This is a genomic window from Paraburkholderia sp. EG286A, assembly GCF_040965375.1.
Lineage (GTDB): Bacteria > Pseudomonadota > Gammaproteobacteria > Burkholderiales > Burkholderiaceae > Paraburkholderia.
The window spans coordinates 451,117-471,020 of sequence record NZ_JBFRCB010000006.1; the positions used below are offsets into that span (position 1 = coordinate 451,117).

At 62.3% G+C, this 19,904-nt stretch carries 21 protein-coding genes; all 21 read right to left on the bottom strand.

Annotated elements, in window-relative coordinates:
• Position 1: 1 nt before the first annotated feature.
• The 21 genes from AB4Y35_RS29000 to AB4Y35_RS29100 all read right to left on the bottom strand — a co-directional run bounded on the left by AB4Y35_RS29000 (position 2) and on the right by AB4Y35_RS29100 (position 19,816).
• Complete coding sequence (locus tag AB4Y35_RS29000) at positions 2 to 3,337, bottom strand: host specificity protein J (protein WP_368707091.1); 3,336 nt, start codon at positions 3,335 to 3,337, stop codon at positions 2 to 4.
• Between the two features lie 3 nt (positions 3,338 to 3,340).
• The gene (locus AB4Y35_RS29005) at positions 3,341 to 3,862 is read right to left on the bottom strand and encodes a tail assembly protein (RefSeq protein ID WP_368707092.1); all 522 of its coding nucleotides are present in this window, start codon (positions 3,860 to 3,862) and stop codon (positions 3,341 to 3,343) included.
• A 39-nt stretch (positions 3,863 to 3,901) separates the two neighbouring features.
• Complete coding sequence (locus AB4Y35_RS29010) at positions 3,902 to 4,660, bottom strand: C40 family peptidase (protein WP_368707093.1); 759 nt, start codon at positions 4,658 to 4,660, stop codon at positions 3,902 to 3,904.
• Positions 4,657 to 5,319 carry a phage minor tail protein L gene (locus tag AB4Y35_RS29015; RefSeq protein ID WP_368707094.1) on the bottom strand — a complete coding sequence of 221 codons (663 nt, stop codon included), beginning with the start codon at positions 5,317 to 5,319 and terminating at the stop codon, positions 4,657 to 4,659. The genes AB4Y35_RS29010 and AB4Y35_RS29015 overlap by 4 nt, the downstream gene beginning before the upstream one ends.
• A 10-nt stretch (positions 5,320 to 5,329) precedes the next feature.
• A complete protein-coding gene (locus AB4Y35_RS29020) occupies positions 5,330 to 5,782 on the bottom strand; it encodes a phage tail protein (protein WP_368689727.1) in 453 nt (150 codons plus the stop codon).
• Complete coding sequence (locus AB4Y35_RS29025) at positions 5,779 to 7,872, bottom strand: hypothetical protein (protein WP_368707095.1); 2,094 nt, start codon at positions 7,870 to 7,872, stop codon at positions 5,779 to 5,781. Before AB4Y35_RS29025 ends, AB4Y35_RS29020 begins: the two co-directional genes overlap by 4 nt.
• Before the next feature lie 255 nt (positions 7,873 to 8,127).
• Positions 8,128 to 8,457, bottom strand: a complete 330-nt coding sequence (locus tag AB4Y35_RS29030; protein ID WP_368707096.1) for a hypothetical protein — start codon at positions 8,455 to 8,457, stop codon at positions 8,128 to 8,130.
• Positions 8,458 to 9,912: a hypothetical protein gene (locus AB4Y35_RS29035; RefSeq protein WP_368707097.1), complete on the bottom strand. Its 1,455-nt coding sequence runs from the start codon at positions 9,910 to 9,912 to the stop codon at positions 8,458 to 8,460. It abuts the gene before it with no gap.
• Positions 9,909 to 10,268, bottom strand: a complete 360-nt coding sequence (locus AB4Y35_RS29040) for a DUF3168 domain-containing protein (protein WP_368689723.1) — start codon at positions 10,266 to 10,268, stop codon at positions 9,909 to 9,911. The genes AB4Y35_RS29035 and AB4Y35_RS29040 overlap by 4 nt, the downstream gene beginning before the upstream one ends.
• A 16-nt stretch (positions 10,269 to 10,284) precedes the next feature.
• Positions 10,285 to 10,788, bottom strand: a complete 504-nt coding sequence (locus tag AB4Y35_RS29045; protein WP_368689722.1) for an HK97-gp10 family putative phage morphogenesis protein — start codon at positions 10,786 to 10,788, stop codon at positions 10,285 to 10,287.
• Positions 10,785 to 11,150 carry a phage head closure protein gene (locus AB4Y35_RS29050; protein WP_368689721.1) on the bottom strand — a complete coding sequence of 122 codons (366 nt, stop codon included), beginning with the start codon at positions 11,148 to 11,150 and terminating at the stop codon, positions 10,785 to 10,787. The genes AB4Y35_RS29045 and AB4Y35_RS29050 overlap by 4 nt, the downstream gene beginning before the upstream one ends.
• Before the next feature lie 10 nt (positions 11,151 to 11,160).
• Positions 11,161 to 11,610 carry a head-tail connector protein gene (locus AB4Y35_RS29055; RefSeq protein WP_368707098.1) on the bottom strand — a complete coding sequence of 150 codons (450 nt, stop codon included), beginning with the start codon at positions 11,608 to 11,610 and terminating at the stop codon, positions 11,161 to 11,163.
• Positions 11,607 to 12,650: a hypothetical protein gene (locus AB4Y35_RS29060; RefSeq protein WP_368689719.1), complete on the bottom strand. Its 1,044-nt coding sequence runs from the start codon at positions 12,648 to 12,650 to the stop codon at positions 11,607 to 11,609. Before AB4Y35_RS29060 ends, AB4Y35_RS29055 begins: the two co-directional genes overlap by 4 nt.
• The gene (locus tag AB4Y35_RS29065; protein ID WP_368689718.1) at positions 12,637 to 14,121 is read right to left on the bottom strand and encodes a phage portal protein; all 1,485 of its coding nucleotides are present in this window, start codon (positions 14,119 to 14,121) and stop codon (positions 12,637 to 12,639) included. Before AB4Y35_RS29065 ends, AB4Y35_RS29060 begins: the two co-directional genes overlap by 14 nt.
• 3 nt (positions 14,122 to 14,124) lie before the next feature.
• Positions 14,125 to 14,271 (bottom strand): hypothetical protein, encoded by a 147-nt coding sequence (locus tag AB4Y35_RS29070; RefSeq protein WP_368689717.1) that lies wholly within the window; start codon positions 14,269 to 14,271, stop codon positions 14,125 to 14,127.
• Between the two features lie 73 nt (positions 14,272 to 14,344).
• A complete protein-coding gene (locus tag AB4Y35_RS29075) occupies positions 14,345 to 15,841 on the bottom strand; it encodes a phage major capsid protein (RefSeq protein WP_368707099.1) in 1,497 nt (498 codons plus the stop codon).
• A 2-nt stretch (positions 15,842 to 15,843) separates the two neighbouring features.
• Entirely contained in the window at positions 15,844 to 16,422 is a 579-nt protein-coding gene (locus AB4Y35_RS29080) for an HK97 family phage prohead protease (protein ID WP_368689715.1), read from the bottom strand.
• Between the two features lie 11 nt (positions 16,423 to 16,433).
• Positions 16,434 to 18,104: a terminase large subunit gene (locus AB4Y35_RS29085; RefSeq protein ID WP_368689714.1), complete on the bottom strand. Its 1,671-nt coding sequence runs from the start codon at positions 18,102 to 18,104 to the stop codon at positions 16,434 to 16,436.
• A gap of 25 nt (positions 18,105 to 18,129) precedes the next feature.
• Entirely contained in the window at positions 18,130 to 18,609 is a 480-nt protein-coding gene (locus tag AB4Y35_RS29090) for a phage terminase small subunit P27 family (protein ID WP_368689713.1), read from the bottom strand.
• Between the two features lie 30 nt (positions 18,610 to 18,639).
• Entirely contained in the window at positions 18,640 to 19,308 is a 669-nt protein-coding gene (locus tag AB4Y35_RS29095) for a hypothetical protein (protein WP_368689712.1), read from the bottom strand.
• Positions 19,292 to 19,816 (bottom strand): ParB/Srx family N-terminal domain-containing protein, encoded by a 525-nt coding sequence (locus tag AB4Y35_RS29100; RefSeq protein ID WP_368689711.1) that lies wholly within the window; start codon positions 19,814 to 19,816, stop codon positions 19,292 to 19,294. Before AB4Y35_RS29100 ends, AB4Y35_RS29095 begins: the two co-directional genes overlap by 17 nt.
• Positions 19,817 to 19,904: the final 88 nt, after the last annotated feature.

Genomic DNA, 19,904 nt, shown 5'->3' on the forward strand with positions numbered 1-19,904 from the left:
ACTATTCCTTCGGAGCATTATCGACTTCGAGTTGCGCGCGCTGCGCAGTGAGTTGTGGATTTTTCCCACACATCTTCGAGTACCCGATACCCTGTAGGCCTATGTGCTCGTATCCATAGCCGCGCGCAATCCAGTCGCAGGTCTTTTCAACCCTCGCGCCAGAAGCGTTATAGAAGAAGATCGAGAACCCTTCAGGGCTCTGGTTCGTGATGCCCCACGCGTCTCCTGACTGCAGGCCCTGCGCGATGATGTTGATCGCAGGCGTCTCTTTGAACGGCACCGCGAAGCGGATATGCAGGCCGGTGACCGGCACGACGACATTGTTCTGCGATTCGAGGCGATCAGGGACGTCGATGGTCACACCAAGCTCAACGATACCTATGCCCCACGTTCTATCTGGAACGTGCAACGCGAGCGCAAACTGCGCAGAGCGAAACGTCAGGTCAGCCACAACGAGGCGCGACCACGGACTCCAGTCCTCGGCCTCGGCAATCGCCGGATCGACATTCGTCAGGCGCGCCATCACCTGCCCGCCGCCTTCGTCAACCTTCAGGCCGTCAACGTCGAGCCGCGCGTCCCAATCGGGCCACCGGTCCACGGTATCGAACAGGCCATAGAGCGCGCCCTCGATGACCGAGAGGCAGCGCACCGTGAACACCTTGCCCATGTCAATCGCTGGCGAAGGTGAGAAGTAGTACGCGGCCTCGGTGGATACCGCATAGCCTTCATCGTCTGTAGCAAGGTGCAGCGCGCCGTATCGAACGAACGTGTTGACGTGCGTGCCGGGGAACTCTGGATGCTGATATCGCTCGGCCACGAGAACGAAGTCGCGCAGCGGTCCCGTTGTGCTGATCACATAGGCCGCGTTCGCGGAAAACTTGCCCGACGAGTTGACGAACTTCCCGAGATACGTGCCGCGCAGCAGTGGAGAAAAACCGTTCGACTGCCCGCCTGCGAACCGCGTCAGTTCGCGCGCCTCCTCCCATGTCACCTCTGTCGTCAACCGGTTCGAATAGCGGATGACAACCTGACCGCCAACCAGCACGTCAAGATTTTCTGCAGGCCTCCATCGCAGGTTTGCAGAGTCGTTCAGCATGTCGAGCGCGAACTCCTGCACGTCCTCAGGAGGCCGGTTCAGCGCGACGATCTCAACCGTTATCGAGGCCCATGCGCTGCTCACGCCGAGCGCATTGATCGCGCGCACGTTGAAGAACCACATGCCGGGATTCATCGGCTGAACGTCGATGCTCGACATGAACGAATCGACAAACGTAGGCGAGTTGTCGCGAAACTGATAGCTGAGTTGGTAACGCACAGCGCCGATTGGCGCGAGCCATGAAAACGTTGCGCGCGCACCTACGACAACCGGGCTGATGAGATAAAGACTCTCGGTGATGCGCAGCTCGGTTGGCACGCCGATATGCCACGGATTGAGCACGCCGGTAGGAATAGGCTCAAGACGGAGGCCCTGTTCGATTGCGGCGAACTTGTCAGGCCGGTAGGCCACGCCCTGAATCTCGACGTTTCCTTCCTCATCCTCGACAACCGAGATGCAACGCCACTGCTCGTTCTGCGCGTTGCTCGCAGAGATAGACCAGATTCCCATGCGCGCGGGAACCATACGGAACGTGCCGTTGATCAGGATGCCGTCAGTAGACCTGCCGGGATTGTGAACCGGCACGCGCTGCAGCGTGCCATCAGGCAGGAGCACCGAAAGCGTATAGCTGACAAACGGATCGAACGTAACGGCCTCGTCAATCTGAATCCAGTTGTCTGTTGCGGCGAGAATGCGCCCGCCCATGCGAAAGCCTGCACGCACCGGATCAGTCGTGAGAAAAATGTCGCCGGGGCGCGCGAATGCCGCGTTGATGCCTGTCTTGAATGAGACCGTCTCGGATAGCATCTGCTCCGTCAGGAGCATCCATCGACCGACGCGGCTCGCCTGACCTCGCGAAGTGCATCCGAGCGCGTTGACCTGAACTTCCCGCACGCCCCAGCGATTCACGGCGTCGCGGTCCTCAACGTACTCGATCTCCTGCGCGTACCGGTTCGACGGATTGCTCCACGTCACGAGCGCGACCGTGTGCCTCTGGTTGAGCGGTGTGCCACGGTAGGTAAAGCGCCCGTCGACGACGTTCGCAGGGTTATAGGTCGCGACGGGTTCTCCCGGCATATCCGCAATGACCGTCATGAGGCCTGCGGACCAGAAGATCATCCCGTTAAACACCGATGCAAAGTTCTGCAGCAGCGTTATCGCATCCTCGCGCGTCTGGATGTAGACATTGCAGGTGAATCGAGGCTCGACGCCTCCGAAGCCGTTCGGCACGATGCCGTCGCAATATTGCGCAATCGCATAAAGCGACCACTTGTCGACCATAGCGGGAGAGATATAGTCGCCAAGGCCGACGCGCGCCGAGGTGATGAGGTCGTAGACCACCCATGCCGGGTTATCGGTCCATGCAATCTTGAACGTGCCATCCCACACGCCGTAATACGCGCGCGTCTCCGGGTCGTAGTTCGACGGCACCTGTATGCGGCGCATCCTGATATCAAACGCCAGCTTCGGGATTTGCCGGAACGTCGAGGCGTCAACCTGCACACCGCAGATTGAGGAGTGCGGATACATCAGGTTGGAATTGATAACCTCGGTCATCGTCTCCCACTGAAACGAGTTCACGAGATAGACGGTGTTGGAGTCGGGCGTCAGACGGCGCACGCGCACATCGTAGGACGTGCGCCCCTGGCCGAAGCGGGAGGACAGATTGATCAGGTAGGAGCGCTGATAGCGGCTGGTCGTCTTGCCCTGCACCGTGTCCACGATCATCTGCTGGAAGCCGCCTCCGTCTACCTGCACATCGACAGCAAGCTGCACCTCCGTACCGGACACGTCGCCAGTGCCCGTGTCCGTAGAGGACAGGGACGGGAAGCCGATAGTGACGCGCACGGCGTCGATGTTGGGGTTGACAATGCCGCGCACAACCGGTCCGTTCACTGTCACCGTGACGCCAACAGAGGTCTCAGACTCCGTTGAGGAGAAGCCGTTGATCGGCGCTTGCCACGGCTGGCCGTCGCGCCATTCGACTGCAGCGCCGACGAAGTTCCATGAGCCGTCAGGGTTCTGGAGCGGCGTGTCCTCGATAAAGATGCCGCGAGGACCGCCAACAATGCCCTCCGTCTCTCCCTCACAGATGAGGTTGATGACGCGCGCATACTGGATCGAACGCAGCGAGTCGGGCGACTCCTGCGGAGAACGCGAGCCACCTCCGCCCCCGCCGCCCTTGCCGCCGCCACCCCCGCCGCCTGCACCGATAACGGGAACCAGGCTGCGAGTGTCCATCGCTTACACCATGATCTCGTTATTTGTGGAGAAGCCCACGCTGATAACCTGCGAGCCGACGCGCATGCGGCCGTAGCCGAGCGGAACAGGCCCGCCCTGCCCCATCGTGTTTACGGCGCCGTCGAAGGCTAGCGATGGTTCGTTGTCTGCGCGTTCCGGCGTCGCCGTAGCAGCAGGACGCGGCGAGAGGAGTTGCGCGATGCCAGAAAGCGCGAGCGCCGCCCCCAGGCTCATGACTGCAGCGCTTGCGATGGGCAGAAAGAAGCCGATGGCGATAAGCGCGATGCCCGCGAGAATCTTTCCGAACGCGCCAGCGCCATGCACAAGAGGCACGACGGCAAGCGTGCCCTTCGACTGCGGGAAGTCGAGGTCGTGCTCGTCATAGTCCTGCTCGTCGCCGCGCACGAGGAAGTGCCTTGTCGCGTTCTCCTGAAAGTACCTTCGCAGGCCGGGGAGTTGCACCATCAACGCGTGAATGGCCTCGCGCGGGCTATGCACGTCGAGCGTCCATTGTTCACCGAACAAGCGGCGCAGGCTCCCGTAAAACCTCACCGTAACCATGTGCTAGTCCCTCCCGATGAAACTACGGTGGCGAAGGATCGCGGTCGTGCGGCGCTGGTAGAAGCCGTCGAACACAGCACGGCACGAGAGCTGATCAATCAGGTGATGGAGGATGACGTTGTTACCGACATACACTGCGGCGTGGTTGTCGCGTGGCGTGCGTATGCGCATGAGCAACACGTCATGCAGACGAAGCAGGCGCAGCGCAGGAGCGTCAAGCGCTCCCTCGTGGATTGCAGTGAACCCCTCGCGTGCAAAGTTATCGCGATAGAGGTCCGGCCCGTCTGTGCGCTCCCACCAGCCCCACAAACGCGGGTAGTCGTTGAGCACGATGCCGAGTTCGGTAAAGTAGTAGTCGCGCACGATGCCGTAGCAGTCATGGACGCCATGCACGAACTTCCGGCCAATAAGCGGCGCAACGAAGGGCGCTGCACTGTTGATCGTGAAGGAACCCTCCGGGTGGTTGACGATGATCCACGGCAGGCCCGAGCGCGCCATGCTCTCGCGGTCAGCAGCGCTCGGCGTCGGCGGCTCAAACACATGCGAATGTGCATACGCGACGGGTTGCCCGAAGTCTTCGGCCTGCGCGGCGTCCTTCGGGTCAATGACAAACTGATCCTTCGCGCGCGCTAGGTTCCTGCACGGCACGTACTGAAGCGCGCCGTCGCGCTTCTCAATGACAATGCCGCAACACTCGCGCGGCGCTTCAGCATCGGCGTGAATCCTGATCAAAGGAATGACCGTAGAGAAGTCGCGCGTCATCTGTATGCTCCTGCGCCGGGGAACGCGCCGAAGGGAAGCCACGCATGAACGCCGAAATGGGCCTTGCAATCCGCGAGGCTCTTGTCGCAGGTGTCGCCTGCGTTGATCGCTGGGCCTGCATATCCGCAGCCGTCGCCGCGATACTTCCACGGACACGCGTTGCGGATCACCTGCCTGCGCGGCAGTTGCACACCCTCCACGTCGAAGGCCGTCGCGAGTTCGAACTCGATGACCTCCATGTCCTCACGCGTTTTGCAGTTGATGAAAAACACATCGTCAGGAAAGGCCTCGTTCGGGTCCGCGCTCGGATTGCCTGCAGGGAAGTTCACGGCATCGAGGTATCGCGCGAGCGTGCGCCTGCGGATCACCTTCGCGCCTACCATGTCGTCGTACATGCGGCACATCGCGGAGATGATCGACGTGATGTTCGACACCGCGAGCGTCGGGCGCGGCAGCGTGCCTTGCGACTTCCACTCGAAGCCTGTCGCCTGCACCGGGAAGCGCTGATAGACGGCGCCCTGCCAGATAACGTCTCCGTCGATCTTGTTCGTGCCTGCATGGAAGCGAACAATCGGGGCACCGAACTGCGAGATGTCGAGAACGTATAGCTCAATCACCGCGCCGGGTCGCAACTCCTGCGCGGCTCCTCGGATATTCATGGGGCCTCCGCTACGCGTGCTGCTGCACGAAGCGGGCGCTGACTGTCATTGCGCGCGCGCCGTCCGCAAGCGTCTCGCCATACGTCCACGACCAGTCCGGGCAGATAACGTCAAGCACCTTTGACGTGCGCGGAGGCGTCCAGTTGAAAATATCGACGCCGTTTCGCTCAGAGAGGAAAGCGAGGATTGCATCAGCGTCAACCTTCTTCCGGTTGGCGAATTCGAGGTTCCATTCCTGATCCTGCGTGTTGAGGCCTGCAGGCCTGCGCTGGGTATAACCATCGCCGAACTGCGTTTCGATCACGCGCGGTTCGAGAGAAGCATTCGCAGCCGTCGGGCACCAGTAGAAAATCGCGCCGACCGCGTGCGGCGCAACCTCGGCGAATAGCCTGCGCCAGTCCTCGTCAGTCGTGATCCTGCGGGGCGATCCCTGCTCGTTGAGCAGCCAGTAATAGTTGATCATGATGCGAGCAGGCCTCCGTTTCGCTTCTCGGTCGCGATGACCTGACGCGCAACCATTGCCATGCGCTTGCCGAGTTCGATCGCCTGCGCGGTGTCGCCCTCGACATCCGTTCCGCCTGTCTGCGTGTTGATCGTGATTGAGACATTCATCGGCGTGTCGCCGCCGCCATCGCGCACGATGCGCCCCGGCGCGCTCGGCACGAAGAACTCGGATGCGAAGGGGGATTCGTTCACGCGATAGAACTGCCCCGGATAGGTCGGGCCGCCGACCGCGCGATTGCCACCGAAGGAGAGCGCGCCTGTGTCGCCTGTGCCGATGTCTGCGCTTGAACCGAAGAAGCCGCCAAAGATGCCGCCCATGCCACCGCCGAAGCCGCCAGAAATGCCCCTGAATAGCGGCTCAATCACGTTCTTGTAAAGGAGCATCTTGGCAATGTCGCGCAGGATCGAAGCGGCCATTTCGCCAAATGACTTCTTCGCGTCGCCCGCGCCGCTGATGAAGTCGATGAACGTGTCGGACGCCTGCTTGCCCCAACCGAGCATCGCATCCTTCATCTCGTCAGCCAGCTTCCGCATCGGGTCAATGGCGTTGAAGGTTTTGTCCTTCAGCGCGTCGATAGCCGCGCCGAGTTCGCCTGCCGATAGATGCCCAGCGAGGTTTGCCTCGACAAGCCGCTGCACGGTGCGCACGTAGTCGCGCGTCGGGTCGAGCGCATCCTTCGTCGCGTTGGCGAAGTCGAGGAGCCCCTTCTTGCGCTCCTCGTATGCCGCGCGGCCTTGCTCCCATTGGGCAACTTCCTGTTCGAGTTCATAGACCGCTGCACGCTGTGCCTGAGCGAGATCGAGTGTCGCCTGCTTTTGCGCAGTCAGTTGCGCGACCTGATCCTGAGAGAACTTCGAGAGGCGCGGGTCAGCCAGCAGCAATGCCATCTCATCGCCGTTCGCCTGCGTGCGCCTGAACTCCTCCTGCAGCGACTTGAGCATCTGCGCAAACTCATCGACGCCCGCCTTTGCGACCCTGCCTGCGCGCGCTGCCTTGTTGAGTGCATCGTTGAAACTCAGCACCTTCTTTCCGGCGTCAGCGGCCTCATTGCCGAGGTCTTTCTCTGGCTGGCCCCGGTTGCGCTTGAATTCGTCGCGACGCTTCGTGACGTTCGCCATCGCGTCAGCAGTGGCATCAAGGCCCCGGCGCAACTCCTCAGTCATCTCCGCATTCTTCTTCGCATTCTCCGCAAGCTGCTCCGCAGACAGTTTCCCTATCTGCGTCGTCCCCTTCATGATGTTGAACCACTGCTTGCCTGCCTGCACGAGACCGCCTGCGCCGATCATTGCCTTTGCGGCAAGCGCAGCAGCATCACCGATGGCTTCGATGATCGTGATAAGCGAGCCGCCAGTCTGGATAGATTCGATCATCCAGCTAACGACTTCCTGCAGGGACGGCAGCAACTCCGCGGCGAGTTGCCGCTTCATTGCGTCACCTGCCTCGCGCAGTTTCGTCAGCTCGGTTGTGAACTCTGCAGCGGCCTTTGCAGCCTGCGTGGACACGACAAGGCCGAGCGCTTCCGCCTCGTTCTTCGCATCCTCGAAGCCCTGACGCCCCTTGTTGAGCATCGGGATAAGTTCGTCGCCTGCGCGACCGAAGATTGCGCGCGCAACGGCTACCTTGTCCGCGCCGTCCGCGAAGCCCGACATCGCCTCTGCAATATCAGCCATCGCCTGTGCCGGGTCTTTCCGGCGCAGGTCGTCGATGCTCAGGCCGATTGCGCGGAACGCCTGCGCCTGCGTCGAAGCAGGGTTCTGGCCGTCCACCATCGCCTTCGCCATTTGCCGCATCGAGGTCGTAAGCGTCTCGACCGATACGTTCGACGTCTTGGCCTGATACTGCAGAACCGACATCGCTTCTGCAGTTGTGCCGTAGCGCTCCGCAAGCTTGCCCAGCGCGTCGGTCTGGTCAAGAGCGGCCTGCATCGATGAGGCGAAACTCCGCGCGAGGCTCATCGCCATGTTCGCGCCCATCGTTATGCCGATTGCCTGCGTCGCGTTCTGAATGCTCTTGAGTGACGAAGAGATAACGTCATTCGCCTTCTTCATGTCTCCACGAAGGCGCGCAACATCCGCCACGAGATCAAATACGAGACTGCCCGCACTTGCCATTTCAGTTCCCCCAGACTGCTATCTCATCCTCGACATCGATCAACTCGGGCACGTCATCGCGCTTTGGATCAGGAGGAGAAAGCAACAACGCCCAGCAAAAGAGTTCATGCGAATCCATGCGACCCCGCACCTCTCCCGCTGTCATGCCGAGCTGCTGGGCGACTGCGAACACGAGGCGAGTGACGGGGTTGCTCAGTTTTTTGCTACGGCCTCCCTGTTCAGGCCGCACACACGCACAACGGCAGAGCGCAGGTCGAGCCAGTCACCAAAGCACTGGCCGGGGAGGTTCGCGAGCAGGCCAGCAGTAAAGCGCTCGCCCTTCTCGCCGCGTGCGCATTCGGCAACGAGTTCGCGATACGGGGCCTCGTCGTCTTTCCCGTTGACGTGATTGCCAAACACCTTCTCGATAACGTGCGGCGGCGGCGACGTCATCGTGACGATGCCGAAATTGCGCGTCGGCACCTTCTCGGAGAGAGGCGCAGGGATTTCGAAGAGGATTGGAGGTTTAGCCAAGTCGTTCATTTAGGCGCTCACGGTGATCTGCTGCGAGTAGAGGGCATCGCGATCCTGGCCCGCGACGCGCGGAATGACGCTGACCGTATATGTGCCCGCAGCCGTATAGGTGTGCGTGCCCGTGGTGCCGGTAATCGTTTCTGTGGCGCTGCCGTCATTCCAGAGCACGCTGAACGATCCCGCGCTGCCTTCCGTCTCGGTGACAGTAAGCGTCACGTCATGCGGAACCGAGCCTGATGTCGGCACGACACTCACACTGGCCTCGTACGCGGGGATCACGGATACCTCGCCTGCTGCAATCGGCGTCAGCGTGACGCCATCCACGCGCGGTGCAACAGTCGGGAAGTACAGGCCCGCTTCCTCGTAGGTATGCATAGCAGTCAGGGCGGTGATCTGCTGGATGGTCGAGCCATCCCCCCAATTCACGTTGAAGTGTTCAGCGGGGCCGTTCGTCTCATCAATCGTGAGCGCCACATCGAGCGGCGCGTCGCCCGTCGAAGGATCGATGCGTACCTCGGCGCCATACGGCAGGCGCTGTACCGTCACGGTGTTTTGCGCAGCGAACGGAGCCGTCTCGTATCCGGCAATCACGGCAACAACGGAAGGCCTGAACTGGCCCGCGCTGGTGTAGGCGTGCGTTGCCTGATGGTTGTTGGTCGTCTGGACCGCAGAGCCGTCCTTCCAGTCGATCTTGAACTGCGAGGCCTGCCCGCCTGCTTCGTTGAGCGTCAGCGTCACGTCGAGCGGCACGTTACCCGAGGTCGGCACGACTACAGGGATCAGCACATAGTCGAGCGTCTGGTCGCCGGGTGGCATCGTGAGGACATCGGGACCGGTGATTTTCAGCGTCGCAGAACCCTGAATTGCTTGATCGACGCCGCCGCTCTCGTTGATGCTCTGCACGATCACCGGGACCGTCCGCACGGCCTTGTTCCGGTAAATGATTTCGAGCATGCGCTCCATCCCGTCTTTCTGCGCTTCGCGCAGCGCCTGATAGGCGGGGTCGGTCGCATTGATAAAGAAGTCGAACGTGAGCGTGCCGGGGTCGCTGAAGCCTGCGAGGAACGACTGTTCGTCGTCGCAAAGCGTGGTCACGTTGATCTCGGCCGCTGCGGTCTGATTGATCTGGTAGGAGACCACGCAGAGGTCCGTAAACGCGCGCATGATGAACGCAGCAGTCGGGTTGAAGTCGCCGGGTTCGCGGGAGGTGTCCGAATTCGCGAGCGTCGCAGCACGCGAGTTGATGTCGATGCCCTGCACCACCCAGGAGCGATTGTCGATGCTTGCGAAGCCGGTGCCGATGATGTAGACCGGCGCGCCTTCACGCAGCGCAGACACATCGCTAAAGATCGCCGTCGCCGGGGCCGACTTCGAGAGGCTGGTAATAAATCCCGTTGCCGCAGCAGGTGCGTTGGGGTTCTCAAGCATAAACTTCGTCTTTTGCGCGCTGATTGCCTTCTTCACGATTGCACCTCTTCCGGTTGGGACCACGTTGAAACGACGACACTCACGCGATGAATTCGCGTGTCCGGTTCAAAAAGGTTCTGACTGTTCTTGATGATTGGATCGCCGTCGCAGCCGTCAACGATGTCTGCGATGCGTTGCATGACTTCGAGCGCGTCGCCATAGGTGCGCGCGTAGGAGTCGATCTGATAGTCGAGTTGCGTTGCCTTCGCATCGCCACAAAGCGTGAGGCTCGGCGTGCCGCTGACCAGCGAGAGAATCACGTATGGCTCGCGTGCCTCCATTGGCGCGAGCATCAGAAACACCTTGCCGGGGAGCGCAGGCTCGACCAGCCTGAACAGTTGTGCCTCGTTCACGGTGCGCCTCCCTCTTTCAGAATGGGCGATACGTCACGCCGTTTCGCTTGCAATAAGCCTCCATGCGCTTGCGCAGTGTTCTCGCGAAGCGCTCGGTCGCAACGGCGGTTTTGGCATTGACTGCAGGTCGCAGGAAGGGGCGCGCGATCATGCGCGAAGTGCCAAACTCCAGAAAGCGCGCATAGAAGGCATCGTCTCCAAACGGTTTCAATACGGGCGTGCCAGATGTCCCGCGCATCGTTCGCTTGCCCTTCTGCCTCGGCCTGCGAATCTTGATGTCCACGCGCGCCGCGAATTTGGTGCGGCGGTTGCGCCCGCGCACGAGGGCTCTTTCGAGCGTGCCGGTGTACCTGACTGAAGTTCCGAAGTTGCGGCGCACGTTCTCGCGCGCCTGCTCCAGAATCGGAAACGCGGCACCCATCAGCGCGCCGTAGAGCATCTTTCGTTCGACCTCCTCAGGAAGCGTCGTGAGAAAGCGCTCCATCTCAGCGAGGCCCCTGACGTCGAACGAGAAGTTCACGCCACGCCTCCCTGCGTCACGATGCCGTCACCGCACATCAGCTGCATCTCGGCCATGCCTTCGAAGTTCGGAATCACGGCGTCGATGCTGTAGACCGTTTCCTTATGCAGCGCGCGCATGGAGGAGGTCACGCCGTCGCGCCAGCGGATGCGGATGCGCGTTGTCACGCCGGGGCGGTACTGGTCCGACGCAAGCCACTCGCGACCGGAGAGCGCCTCTATCGAAGCCCATACGGTTGCGACGTCCAGCCACGCAACGATGATCGGTTCCCCTGTGTTAGGGTCCACCTCGACCTTCGGGGCCTGCAGCTTGATGCGATGGCGCAGGCGTCCAGCGCGCATACCTGATGTGCGGGTTGCCATGACAGGAGCCTCAAGCGATAGTGGGAGTGCGGCGCGGATAGAGAATGTTCAGGACGTGCTTCGGCAGAAAGCCCATCTCCAGTTGCGCGGCCTCCACGCCGTCAGGGTCACGGATCACGTAGCCGACGCCTGCGAGCGTGGCGAGCTTCACGCTCGGCGGTATCTCGTCATCCCTGAAATTGCGCCGCCGCTTGAGGTACGTCATGACCATTTCGCTCACGCCCGCAATGGCAATCTTCAGGTTTGGCACCATGTCATCGGTATCGATACGAAGCCATTCCTTCGCTTCCTCGACACTGCAAAGCATCTGGATTTCGCGCCGGTATCTTTCCTCGTGCTCGTCGTCGGGCGGCAGGTCGAGCGAGAACCACAAGCGGCCCCATTTGTCATCCCACACAAGCGGCGCATAGATCCAGTCCAGATAAAGCCTGTGATCGGACATCCACCATTGGCGTGTCATGACCTGCCTCCATCGCGACCGTCGCGCCCGCGTTTTACCGCAAGCGTCCATGCGCCTGAACCTGCATCCGGTTTGTCGGTCGTGGTCGCGTTGCAATGCCACATCGAACCGGCCCATGTCGCGATGTCGCCAGGCTCATAGGTGCGGCCCTGCTCATACACCCCACGATAGAGCGCGACGGGCAGCGTGAACGCGTGCGGCTCGACCGTGCCATCTGTACGACGCACGAGCATCGAGAAGGCACGTTCGCCGTCATGGATAACATCAACGGCTGCCGTGCCGTTCATGACGCATCGCCATCCGCTCATGCCTTCCGTCTTCGCCTCCGCGCGCCACAGTCCGCCCTCCTGCCATGCGAACGTGCCGCGCGCATAGGTGCGGTTCGAGTCGATGCCGTCGAGCACGACAAGCTCCGCAGCATCGCGTCCGTCAATACCGTCGCGACCGGGCGCGCCGTCGCGACCATCCTTGCCGTCGCGACCGTCGCGACCATCGGTCCCCGGAGCGCCATCCTTGCCGGGTTCGCCGTCACGCCCGTCGATGCCATCGCGACCGGGCGCCCCATCGATGCCATCGCGGCCATCGGCCCCACGCTCACCATCCAATCCGTCACGGCCAACGGCCCCGCGCTCACCATCCACGCCGTCACGACCCGGAGCACCGTCGATGCCATCTCGGCCTGCTGCGCCGTCAGCGCCATTGCGGCCATCGATGCCGTCACGGCCTGCAATACCATCAGCACCGGCAGCGCCGTCCACGCCATCGCGACCAGGTGCGCCGTCCTTTCCGTCGATTCCGTTCGTGCCATTGCCGCCGTCCTTTCCGTCGATACCGTTCGTGCCATTGCCGCCGTCCTTTCCGTCGATGCCGTCGCGCCCGTCGCGGCCCGGTTCGCCGTCTTTACCGTCACGCCCGTCGACCGGCGCACGATCCTCGAGCGAAGCGATGCGCGCGCCAAACGGCGCGAGTGCGCTGCTGACGTGCTCGCTGATCAGCTGAGCCACCACGCCCATGAATTGCCTGGCTTCACTCGGTGTCATGGCGCGCTCCGTCGAGAAGTGCTACCTCGCGCGTGAGGCTGTCCCTGCCGAACTGCAAAAGCTCGTCGGCAGTCACCGCGTTCTGTGCGGGTGGCTGATCGGGTGTCGCTACGGGCGCGGCAGGTGCCGCAGCCGGCCCGAGCGGGCTCCCACGGTCGCGCTCGTCAAGCGCTTCGAGTGAATAGTTCTGCTGCTGGAGGTAGGGTGTCTGTCCACCACGCACGGGGCGAAGGTTGAGCCGCCGACGCCCCTCGTTCGGCGCGAGCAGACCGCCCGTAACGCCTTCCTTGAGCATCTTCATGAGCGCTGCGCTGTCCATGCGCAGGAGCCCGTCGAGGTCGAGTTCGGTACGGTAGCCGTTCGGCAGGTTGAGCCCTTCATCGAGACTTAGCTCATACGCCTCGATGAGCGATTGCAGGCACTGCGAGTAATAGAATTGAAGCAGTGCCTCGACATTGTTGTATCCGGGCATCTTGCCGATGTCGAGCATGAAACCCGGCACATGGAAAACCGAACACACTATCTCGGCGTTGAACTTCGCCTGCTCGACTAGCTGAGAGTCAGCCGCCGACATGCCGATCTGCTCGTACTTGAGCCCGTCACCGAGTACCGCGATGCGCCCACGGTTCGGGCCCGAGAACTTTTCTTCCCATTGCCGCTTGAGGCGGTCGGCGGATTCATTGCTGATCGCACCGGGCGCGACGAGCACGCCACCCGGCATCGCACCGTTCTCGAAAAACGCGGTGGCCCCACCTTCGAGCGCGAGCCCGTGACGCGCAGCGAGCGCGCATGCAAAAATGGGAGACGTGCCGACGAGCGGATGAAAAAGACAATTCATGCGGTCGTGAATCATCTCGCTCGCGGGGACCGTTATCTGTCGCGTGACGTCGCGGCCCTCAACCTCCACGCCTTCGATCCAGTCGATGCCCCAATCTGCGATGCCCGAAAGGTTGTCTGCGTTTAGCTGGTAGTAGACATCGCCGCCAGGTGTCACGACAGGCAACACGTTCTCGGGGTCGAGAATGAATATCCTTCGCACGACTCCGCGTTCGTCGCGTTCCTTCAGTCCGTATGTGTTGCCGCGCGTGAGCTTCGACATGATCCAGTTTTCGGTGAACTGGATGTGATTCTGGTAACTGTTCGGTCGGCGCAGCACAGGCGTATATGCGGGATTGGTGACCGGTAGCCATATCCCGTCATCGTCACGCCGCATCAGCCGTATTTCCAGCTTGCCGATGTCGTTGCTGATAAGCGTGATGCAGGCATAGATCGCGTGAAAGGCCAACAGCGTTTCGGGCGCAAGCTCGATGTTCCGCTGCCATGCCCCTGCGAACGGCTCGCGGATGATGAGGGGCCACCAGCCGCCGCCGTTGCCGTTCCAGTTCCACAGCCGCTCGTCATCGGCGCTGCCGCCTGCAGCAACCTCATTGCGCGGCGCGGCGCGTGTGATCTCCATGCCGAGAATGCGCATGGTTCACGCTCCGTCATCGTCGAGCGCGCGCATGTCGCGCCGTGCATAGCGACCCTTCTCTGGCTTCGCGTCATGACGCGTCACAGGCTGCGGGTCGCGCCTCTTGCCCTTGCGCTTTTTCTGCTGCTTCTGTTCGGCCTGTGGTTTCATGTCCGCGCTCCGATTGAAAAAGGGCGGACCCGAAGGCCCGCCCTGTGCGGTTGATTGATAGGAGGTGCGAGCCTCATGCCTGCGGTTTGTCGCGTTCCTCCTGTGCGCGCCGCTCGCGCCTTCTTTCGTCTGCGCTCGGACGCGTGGCGCCGCCGAGTCCGATCGTGCCTGGCTCAGTGCCACCGCCGGCACCCAGCAGCCCGGGATTGATCATGACGGGTGTGTAGTCCGCGCCGGTGAGATAGGCGACAGCACCGGGGCGGCGCGAGGCCCAGTTGATATAGCGCTCGGCACGCACGCCGACCATGTTTTGCTGCCACAGGCTCACGAGTTGAGCAGCACCGTCGCTCGGCGTGTCGCTCATCTGCAACGATGCCTCGCGTGAGATGTCGATGGTGAGCGCGTCCTCCGCCAGCAGAATTTCGCGCGGCTGGATGAGGATGATCATGTCGCCTACGGTGGTTGACACGATGACGGGCAGACCGAAGAAACGACCGCCGTTCATGTCGATACCGGGGAACTCGCTTTGCCCCAGCGGGTTCTGCATCATGCCGATAGTCAATGCCGTCACGGGCGACATGAGCCAGTAGGCACCAGCGAGCGACAGGTGCGCCTCGACGAACAGCGCGAACAGGTGCGCAATATCGACCCGCAGCGAGTTGCCATCGCTGCCGCTCGCGGCGATGGTCGGGGCACCGTGCGTGACCGATGCGGGGTGCACGTTCGCGACCGCCGCCACGCTCGGGTCGATGAACTGCTCATCGAGAAAGCGGGCAATGGTTTCGATCATGTCGCGACGCACTACCGCTTCGGCAGACGGATCGGAAAAGCGGACTAGTTCTTCGGTGAGCACCACGATGCCCGCTGCCTTGGCGAAGCCCAGCGTGAGCAGTTCGAAGGTCAGCTTGCTCAGCGGCTTCGGCTTGCCTTCACCGACCCACGCTGCGCTTGACGGCGTGAGTTGTGCTGGCATCTTGACGTTGAACGGCACGCGCCGGAAGCCTTCGATGCGACCGATGATCGTGGCAGGCCGAAGCAGTTCGATGAACTCGTCGGCCATGTAGCGGTACGGCACAAGCGCACCGGCCCATGCCGGGTCGGTCGTGGTGCCCGCCGCCACTGCGGCGCGTAGCACCGTCTCGACTTCAGGTGTCGTTTCGCGCCATGCCTGGGCCATTTCCACGGCCTGCATGAGGTTGCCTTTCGAGCGTGCAATCGCGATCACGAAACGCGTGAATGCGGTGCCGCGTTCGAGGTTGCGCTGCACGCTGATGACCGGAGCGACGCTCGCGGTTGCAGGCTGCACGGTTCGAACTGCGGCAGCAGCGGCAGCGGAGCCGATATTGCGCACAGGCGCGGCCTGCGCAAGCTGCGCGGCCTCGACGATGTGCAGGCGCTTCAGGTGCCCGTCGATGGCTTCGATCTCGCGTTGCAGGGTGTCGAATTCCTCCTGCGCTTCAGCTTCGAGCGTTTCGCCCTTGTCGCCCGATAGCTCGATGAGTTCGGACATACGTGCTGCGTGCGCCGCGCGTTTCGCTTCATACGCGGCGATCTGTTCTGCGAGGTTCATGGCTACTCCTGTACGTGAACCTTCCGGATCACGAATGGCTTAGCGCCGACGCGCGCAGGGTTGTGGTCAAGCTGCACCACGACACTGCCCTTGTTGCCTGACGCGGTGGGTACAGTGCGGCGATGCATGGACCTGATGGTGTGAATCGTTGCTTCGGGGTTCGCGGGAATGGTGACGAGACTTAGCTCGACCCATTCCCACTTGAGAAACCGGTAGCCGCCGTGCTCAAGCTGCGACTCTTCGAGCGGCAGGAAGCCGATCGACACGGCGCGCACGAGATTGGCCTTCACCGATTGCCACGCCTCGTCGAGCCGATCCTTGAGCTTACCCGGTTCGTCGAGTCGCGCGAGCCGCGCACGAAACGGAATGCCTTTCTCGTTCGGCTCAGCGAACTCGACATGACCTACCGGCGCGTCGTGGTTGTGTTGCCACAGCAGCGGCATCGGCAGCTTGTACAGCGCGCCCATCGGTTCAACGATGTCGTCATAACGGTCGGGTACAGGTGTCGTGGCGGTGCCTTCAATCACGCGCGCATCATCATCGGCGCTCCTGACTTCGAGCGCCCAGTAGTCACGGTTCATGGTGTGTGCTCCTAGATGACGAACATCTGGTACTCGGGCTCGCGCTCACTCGCCTTGTTGAGCGCGTACCCCACGGCCATTGCGAGCGCAACGATGCCGTCAATACGCCGGCCGTTTTCCTTGCGCTTGCGGAACATGCGATTGTTTTTCGCGTCCTGCTCGATGACCGCACAGGAAACGTTCCACCGCAGGCATGGGTTGAAAACCACGCGCAGCTTGCCGCTGAAAACCAGTTGCTCAAGCAGTTCAATCGAGCGCGGCATCCAAAGCTGCGAATCCTGCGAGCGATAGAACCCCTGACCGTGCGGCACCATGTCGAGCGCGAGCGCGGCCGATTCGAGTTCGTCGCGGAAATACTTGATGCGGTAGGGGTCGTAGGCGATGCCCTCGAAGTGCATGCGCTCGACGTGGTGTGCGAGGCGTTTCACGGCCTCGTCGTACTTGATGACCTTTCCGCGCGTGGCGAACAGATGGCCTTTGCGCACCCACGCGTTATACGGCACATGGTCGTGGCGGGCTCTTTCGAGCATCGTGTCTTCGGGAGTCCAGAACTCGACGAACGCATCAACGGAGTCGTCGGGGTTGCGCTTCGCAACCGCGAGCGCGGTCAGGTCGCGCAGGCCCGAGAGGTCGAGCCCGCCATAGACCACGGCATCGTCGAAGTCCGCGAGCGTGAGCGTTTCACACTCACACGCACGCCACAGTTCGCCCGTGATCCACGGGTTTTCAGCGTCCACCCATTCGCAGAAGTTGAGCCGCCGCACCACCGATTCGAGCGACGGCATGCCGCGCGCCTGCCGCACCTGCTCGTCGAGGTACGACTTCTGGATGGTCACGCCGAGCGACGGGTTCGCCTTGACCCAGCACGCTTCATCGTTGAACGGGTCTTCGCCCTCATCGAGCGCGCAGATGTAGGCGAAAAACGCATCGTCATCGAGCACGCGCTCGGACACCTTTGCGCCGTATTCATGCTTCTCGTAACAGAGTGAGGTGCGGTCAACACCCGAATTGGTAATCTGGAAGATGAGCGGCTGGCGTCGGCCTTTCTTGCCAGCCTGCATGATGTCGATCACCGTGCGGTCGCGGTGCTCGTGCACTTCGTCGATGAGCGCGCAGTGCGGGCGCGGTCCCGACTGTCCGCTTGAGTCGCTTGAGATAGGCCGGAAGAAAGAGCCCTTGGCGAGATACGCGAGGTTGTAGCAGCGCTCGCCGCGCCCGCTCTTGAGCAGTCGGCGCGATAGCTCGGGCGAGAGGTCAACCATCGCCACGGCATCGCGAAAGAGAATCATCGCCTGGTCGCGCCGCGTCGCCGCGGCGTACACCTCGGCACGCATCTCGTCATCGGCGGTGAGCATGTACAGCCCGACGCCCGCAGCAAGCGGTGACTTGCCCGACCCTTTCCCGCTTTCGACATATGCCTCACGAAAGCGGCGCGAGCCGTCGACACGCAGCCAGCCGAACAGCGAGCCGATGACGAATGCCTGCCAGTCGAGCAGCCTGAACGGCAGACCCTCGAACTCGCCGCCGTTGAGCCGTAGCACGTCACCGAAAAAATTGATGGCGCGGTTTGCTGCCTTGATACTCCACTTGAGCCCGCGAGCGGGCCCGTGTTCGAGATCGTCAAGGTGCCGCCTGCACGCGTCGCGCACATGCGGACCTGCGATCTCTTTCCCGGTTACCACTGAGCGCGCATAGCGCGTCACCACGTCAGAAGTAGTGGCGCGCCTCGTCGCCCGTGTCGCCATTCGGCACACCTGTTTCGATGCGGGTCCGCGCGGCTGGCGTCATGCCAAACTCACCGGCAAGTCGCGACATGACCATGAGCGCCTTGTTCGCGGTGCCGACCAGCGGGTTCTGGATGGCGTTGCCGTTCGACGTTTTGATCATGAGCGCGTGCGTGAGCCCGTCGCGTTCCTTCATGCGCCGCAGTGCCTCTTCGGCGTCAACCCAGCGCGAGTACGCCATGCAGTAGGCCGCGAGCACCATGCCGTCGATGACGGTGAGCAGGCCCGTCGCCAGTAGCTCGGGCACGATGCGCTCCCACTCCGCAGCTGCGGTCGCGTCGAGATGCGGCGGGCGGCGCGGCACACCGCTGCGCGGTTTCGGCTCCCGCTTCGGCAGGCGGCGCCCGCCAGGGTTACCCGTGATGAGCTTGAGCGCTGTCGGTTTCGGTTTCGGTCCCGGCATGGTTGCCTCTGTGAATGTGGAGCGTGAGGGTCAGCGCTGCACTGCCGCTGTGCTGGTGGAACCAGCCATCGCCTGCTTCTCACGCGTCGTTGCTTCCCGCTTCGGATACGGCTTGGCAAGCGGTACGAGCCTCGTGCGCATCTCGTCATCGAGCGGCATGAGGTATCGATGCTTGCCGTGTGTCCTGCGCTTCGGTAGCCGCGACGGGTCCGCGACCTTGCGCGCTCCACCGAACGCGCCGCCGCTGACTTCGCGGTTGTGCTTCCATCGGCCCTCGTGCCAGAACTCAATCGAGTCGGCAGTGCGGCCCGCATAGATCCAGTTGCCGGCCTGATAGATGCCGCCGTGGTGCCCCTGCGCGGTGTCGGCAAACGACACAATGAGCCGCAGGCCCGGATTCGACTTGCGCAGGAACCTGATCGCTATCGACACGATGCGGCTCACAGGCGTCTCGTGACTGCACAGCGCAATGCGCACAAGCTCGCAGCACTCAAGCTGCGTGAGACCATACGGCGCGCCGAGATACGGCGAGCCGCCCCGCGCGAATATCACGCAGCCGATGAAGCGGTCGTTTTCCCACACGCCGATGCGCACGCACGGTGGCATCGGCATGCGGCGTGAGTAGTGCCAGTGCAGCACTGCGTACGCCGCCGCCTCAGGCGTGCACCAGTCGATGCGAAGTTCAACGGGTGAACGCATGGCCGCACTTCGGACAAACGATCGGCTGCTTTGCGTCGAGCGTGCCTTGCCCGCCCGCATCGCCCGGTGTGAAGTCGTGGCCCATGAGCGCGTCCGCGATCTCGGCATCCGAAAAACCAATAGACGGCAGGTCGAAGCCCATCGACTGAAGGTCGGCAAGCTCGATGCTCAGCAGTTCGTCATTCCATCCCGCGTTCAGGGCGAGCTTGTTATCGGCCAGCATGTAGGCGCGCTTCTGGGCTTCTGACCAACCCCGCGCGATCATGACGGGCACCTCCATCACACCCAGTTGTCTCGCCGCGAGCACCCGCCCGTGACCGGCGATCAACCCGCCCGACTCGTCGACGAGGACGGGGATGGTCCACCCCCACTCGCGTATCGACGCCGCAAGCTGCGCGATCTGCTCGTCGGTGTGCGTGCGCGCGTTGCGAGCGCTCGGAATCAGCTTTTCGATGGGCCAACGCTCAACAGCGTCAGCGGGCCACTGACGCGATGGCGCGCGTGTCATGACGCGCAACCATCGCCGCAGCATGGCGAACGCCACAGCGACGCATCTCGCGCGAGCTTGAGCGCTTCTCGCGTCTCTGGCTCTGCGT

Excerpts from the sequence above, each read along its gene's own strand:
- AB4Y35_RS29000 (WP_368707091.1), bottom strand. The coding sequence starts at position 3,337 with ATGGACACTCGCAGCCTGGTTCCCGTTATCGGTGCAGGCGGCGGGGGT.
- AB4Y35_RS29010 (WP_368707093.1), bottom strand. The coding sequence starts at position 4,660 with ATGACGCGCGACTTCTCTACGGTCATTCCTTTGATCAGGATTCACGCC.
- AB4Y35_RS29015 (WP_368707094.1), bottom strand. The coding sequence starts at position 5,319 with ATGAATATCCGAGGAGCCGCGCAGGAGTTGCGACCCGGCGCGGTGATT.
- AB4Y35_RS29020 (WP_368689727.1), bottom strand. The coding sequence starts at position 5,782 with ATGATCAACTATTACTGGCTGCTCAACGAGCAGGGATCGCCCCGCAGG.
- AB4Y35_RS29025 (WP_368707095.1), bottom strand. The coding sequence starts at position 7,872 with ATGAAGAAGGCGAATGACGTTATCTCTTCGTCACTCAAGAGCATTCAG.
- AB4Y35_RS29030 (WP_368707096.1), bottom strand. The coding sequence starts at position 8,457 with ATGAACGACTTGGCTAAACCTCCAATCCTCTTCGAAATCCCTGCGCCT.
- AB4Y35_RS29050 (WP_368689721.1), bottom strand. The coding sequence starts at position 11,150 with ATGGCAACCCGCACATCAGGTATGCGCGCTGGACGCCTGCGCCATCGC.
- AB4Y35_RS29055 (WP_368707098.1), bottom strand. The coding sequence starts at position 11,610 with ATGACACGCCAATGGTGGATGTCCGATCACAGGCTTTATCTGGACTGG.
- AB4Y35_RS29060 (WP_368689719.1), bottom strand. The coding sequence starts at position 12,650 with ATGACACCGAGTGAAGCCAGGCAATTCATGGGCGTGGTGGCTCAGCTG.
- AB4Y35_RS29065 (WP_368689718.1), bottom strand. The coding sequence starts at position 14,121 with ATGCGCATTCTCGGCATGGAGATCACACGCGCCGCGCCGCGCAATGAG.
- AB4Y35_RS29070 (WP_368689717.1), bottom strand. The coding sequence starts at position 14,271 with ATGAAACCACAGGCCGAACAGAAGCAGCAGAAAAAGCGCAAGGGCAAG.
- AB4Y35_RS29075 (WP_368707099.1), bottom strand. The coding sequence starts at position 15,841 with ATGAACCTCGCAGAACAGATCGCCGCGTATGAAGCGAAACGCGCGGCG.
- AB4Y35_RS29080 (WP_368689715.1), bottom strand. The coding sequence starts at position 16,422 with ATGAACCGTGACTACTGGGCGCTCGAAGTCAGGAGCGCCGATGATGAT.
- AB4Y35_RS29090 (WP_368689713.1), bottom strand. The coding sequence starts at position 18,609 with ATGCCGGGACCGAAACCGAAACCGACAGCGCTCAAGCTCATCACGGGT.
- AB4Y35_RS29095 (WP_368689712.1), bottom strand. The coding sequence starts at position 19,308 with ATGCGTTCACCCGTTGAACTTCGCATCGACTGGTGCACGCCTGAGGCG.
- AB4Y35_RS29100 (WP_368689711.1), bottom strand. The coding sequence starts at position 19,816 with ATGACACGCGCGCCATCGCGTCAGTGGCCCGCTGACGCTGTTGAGCGT.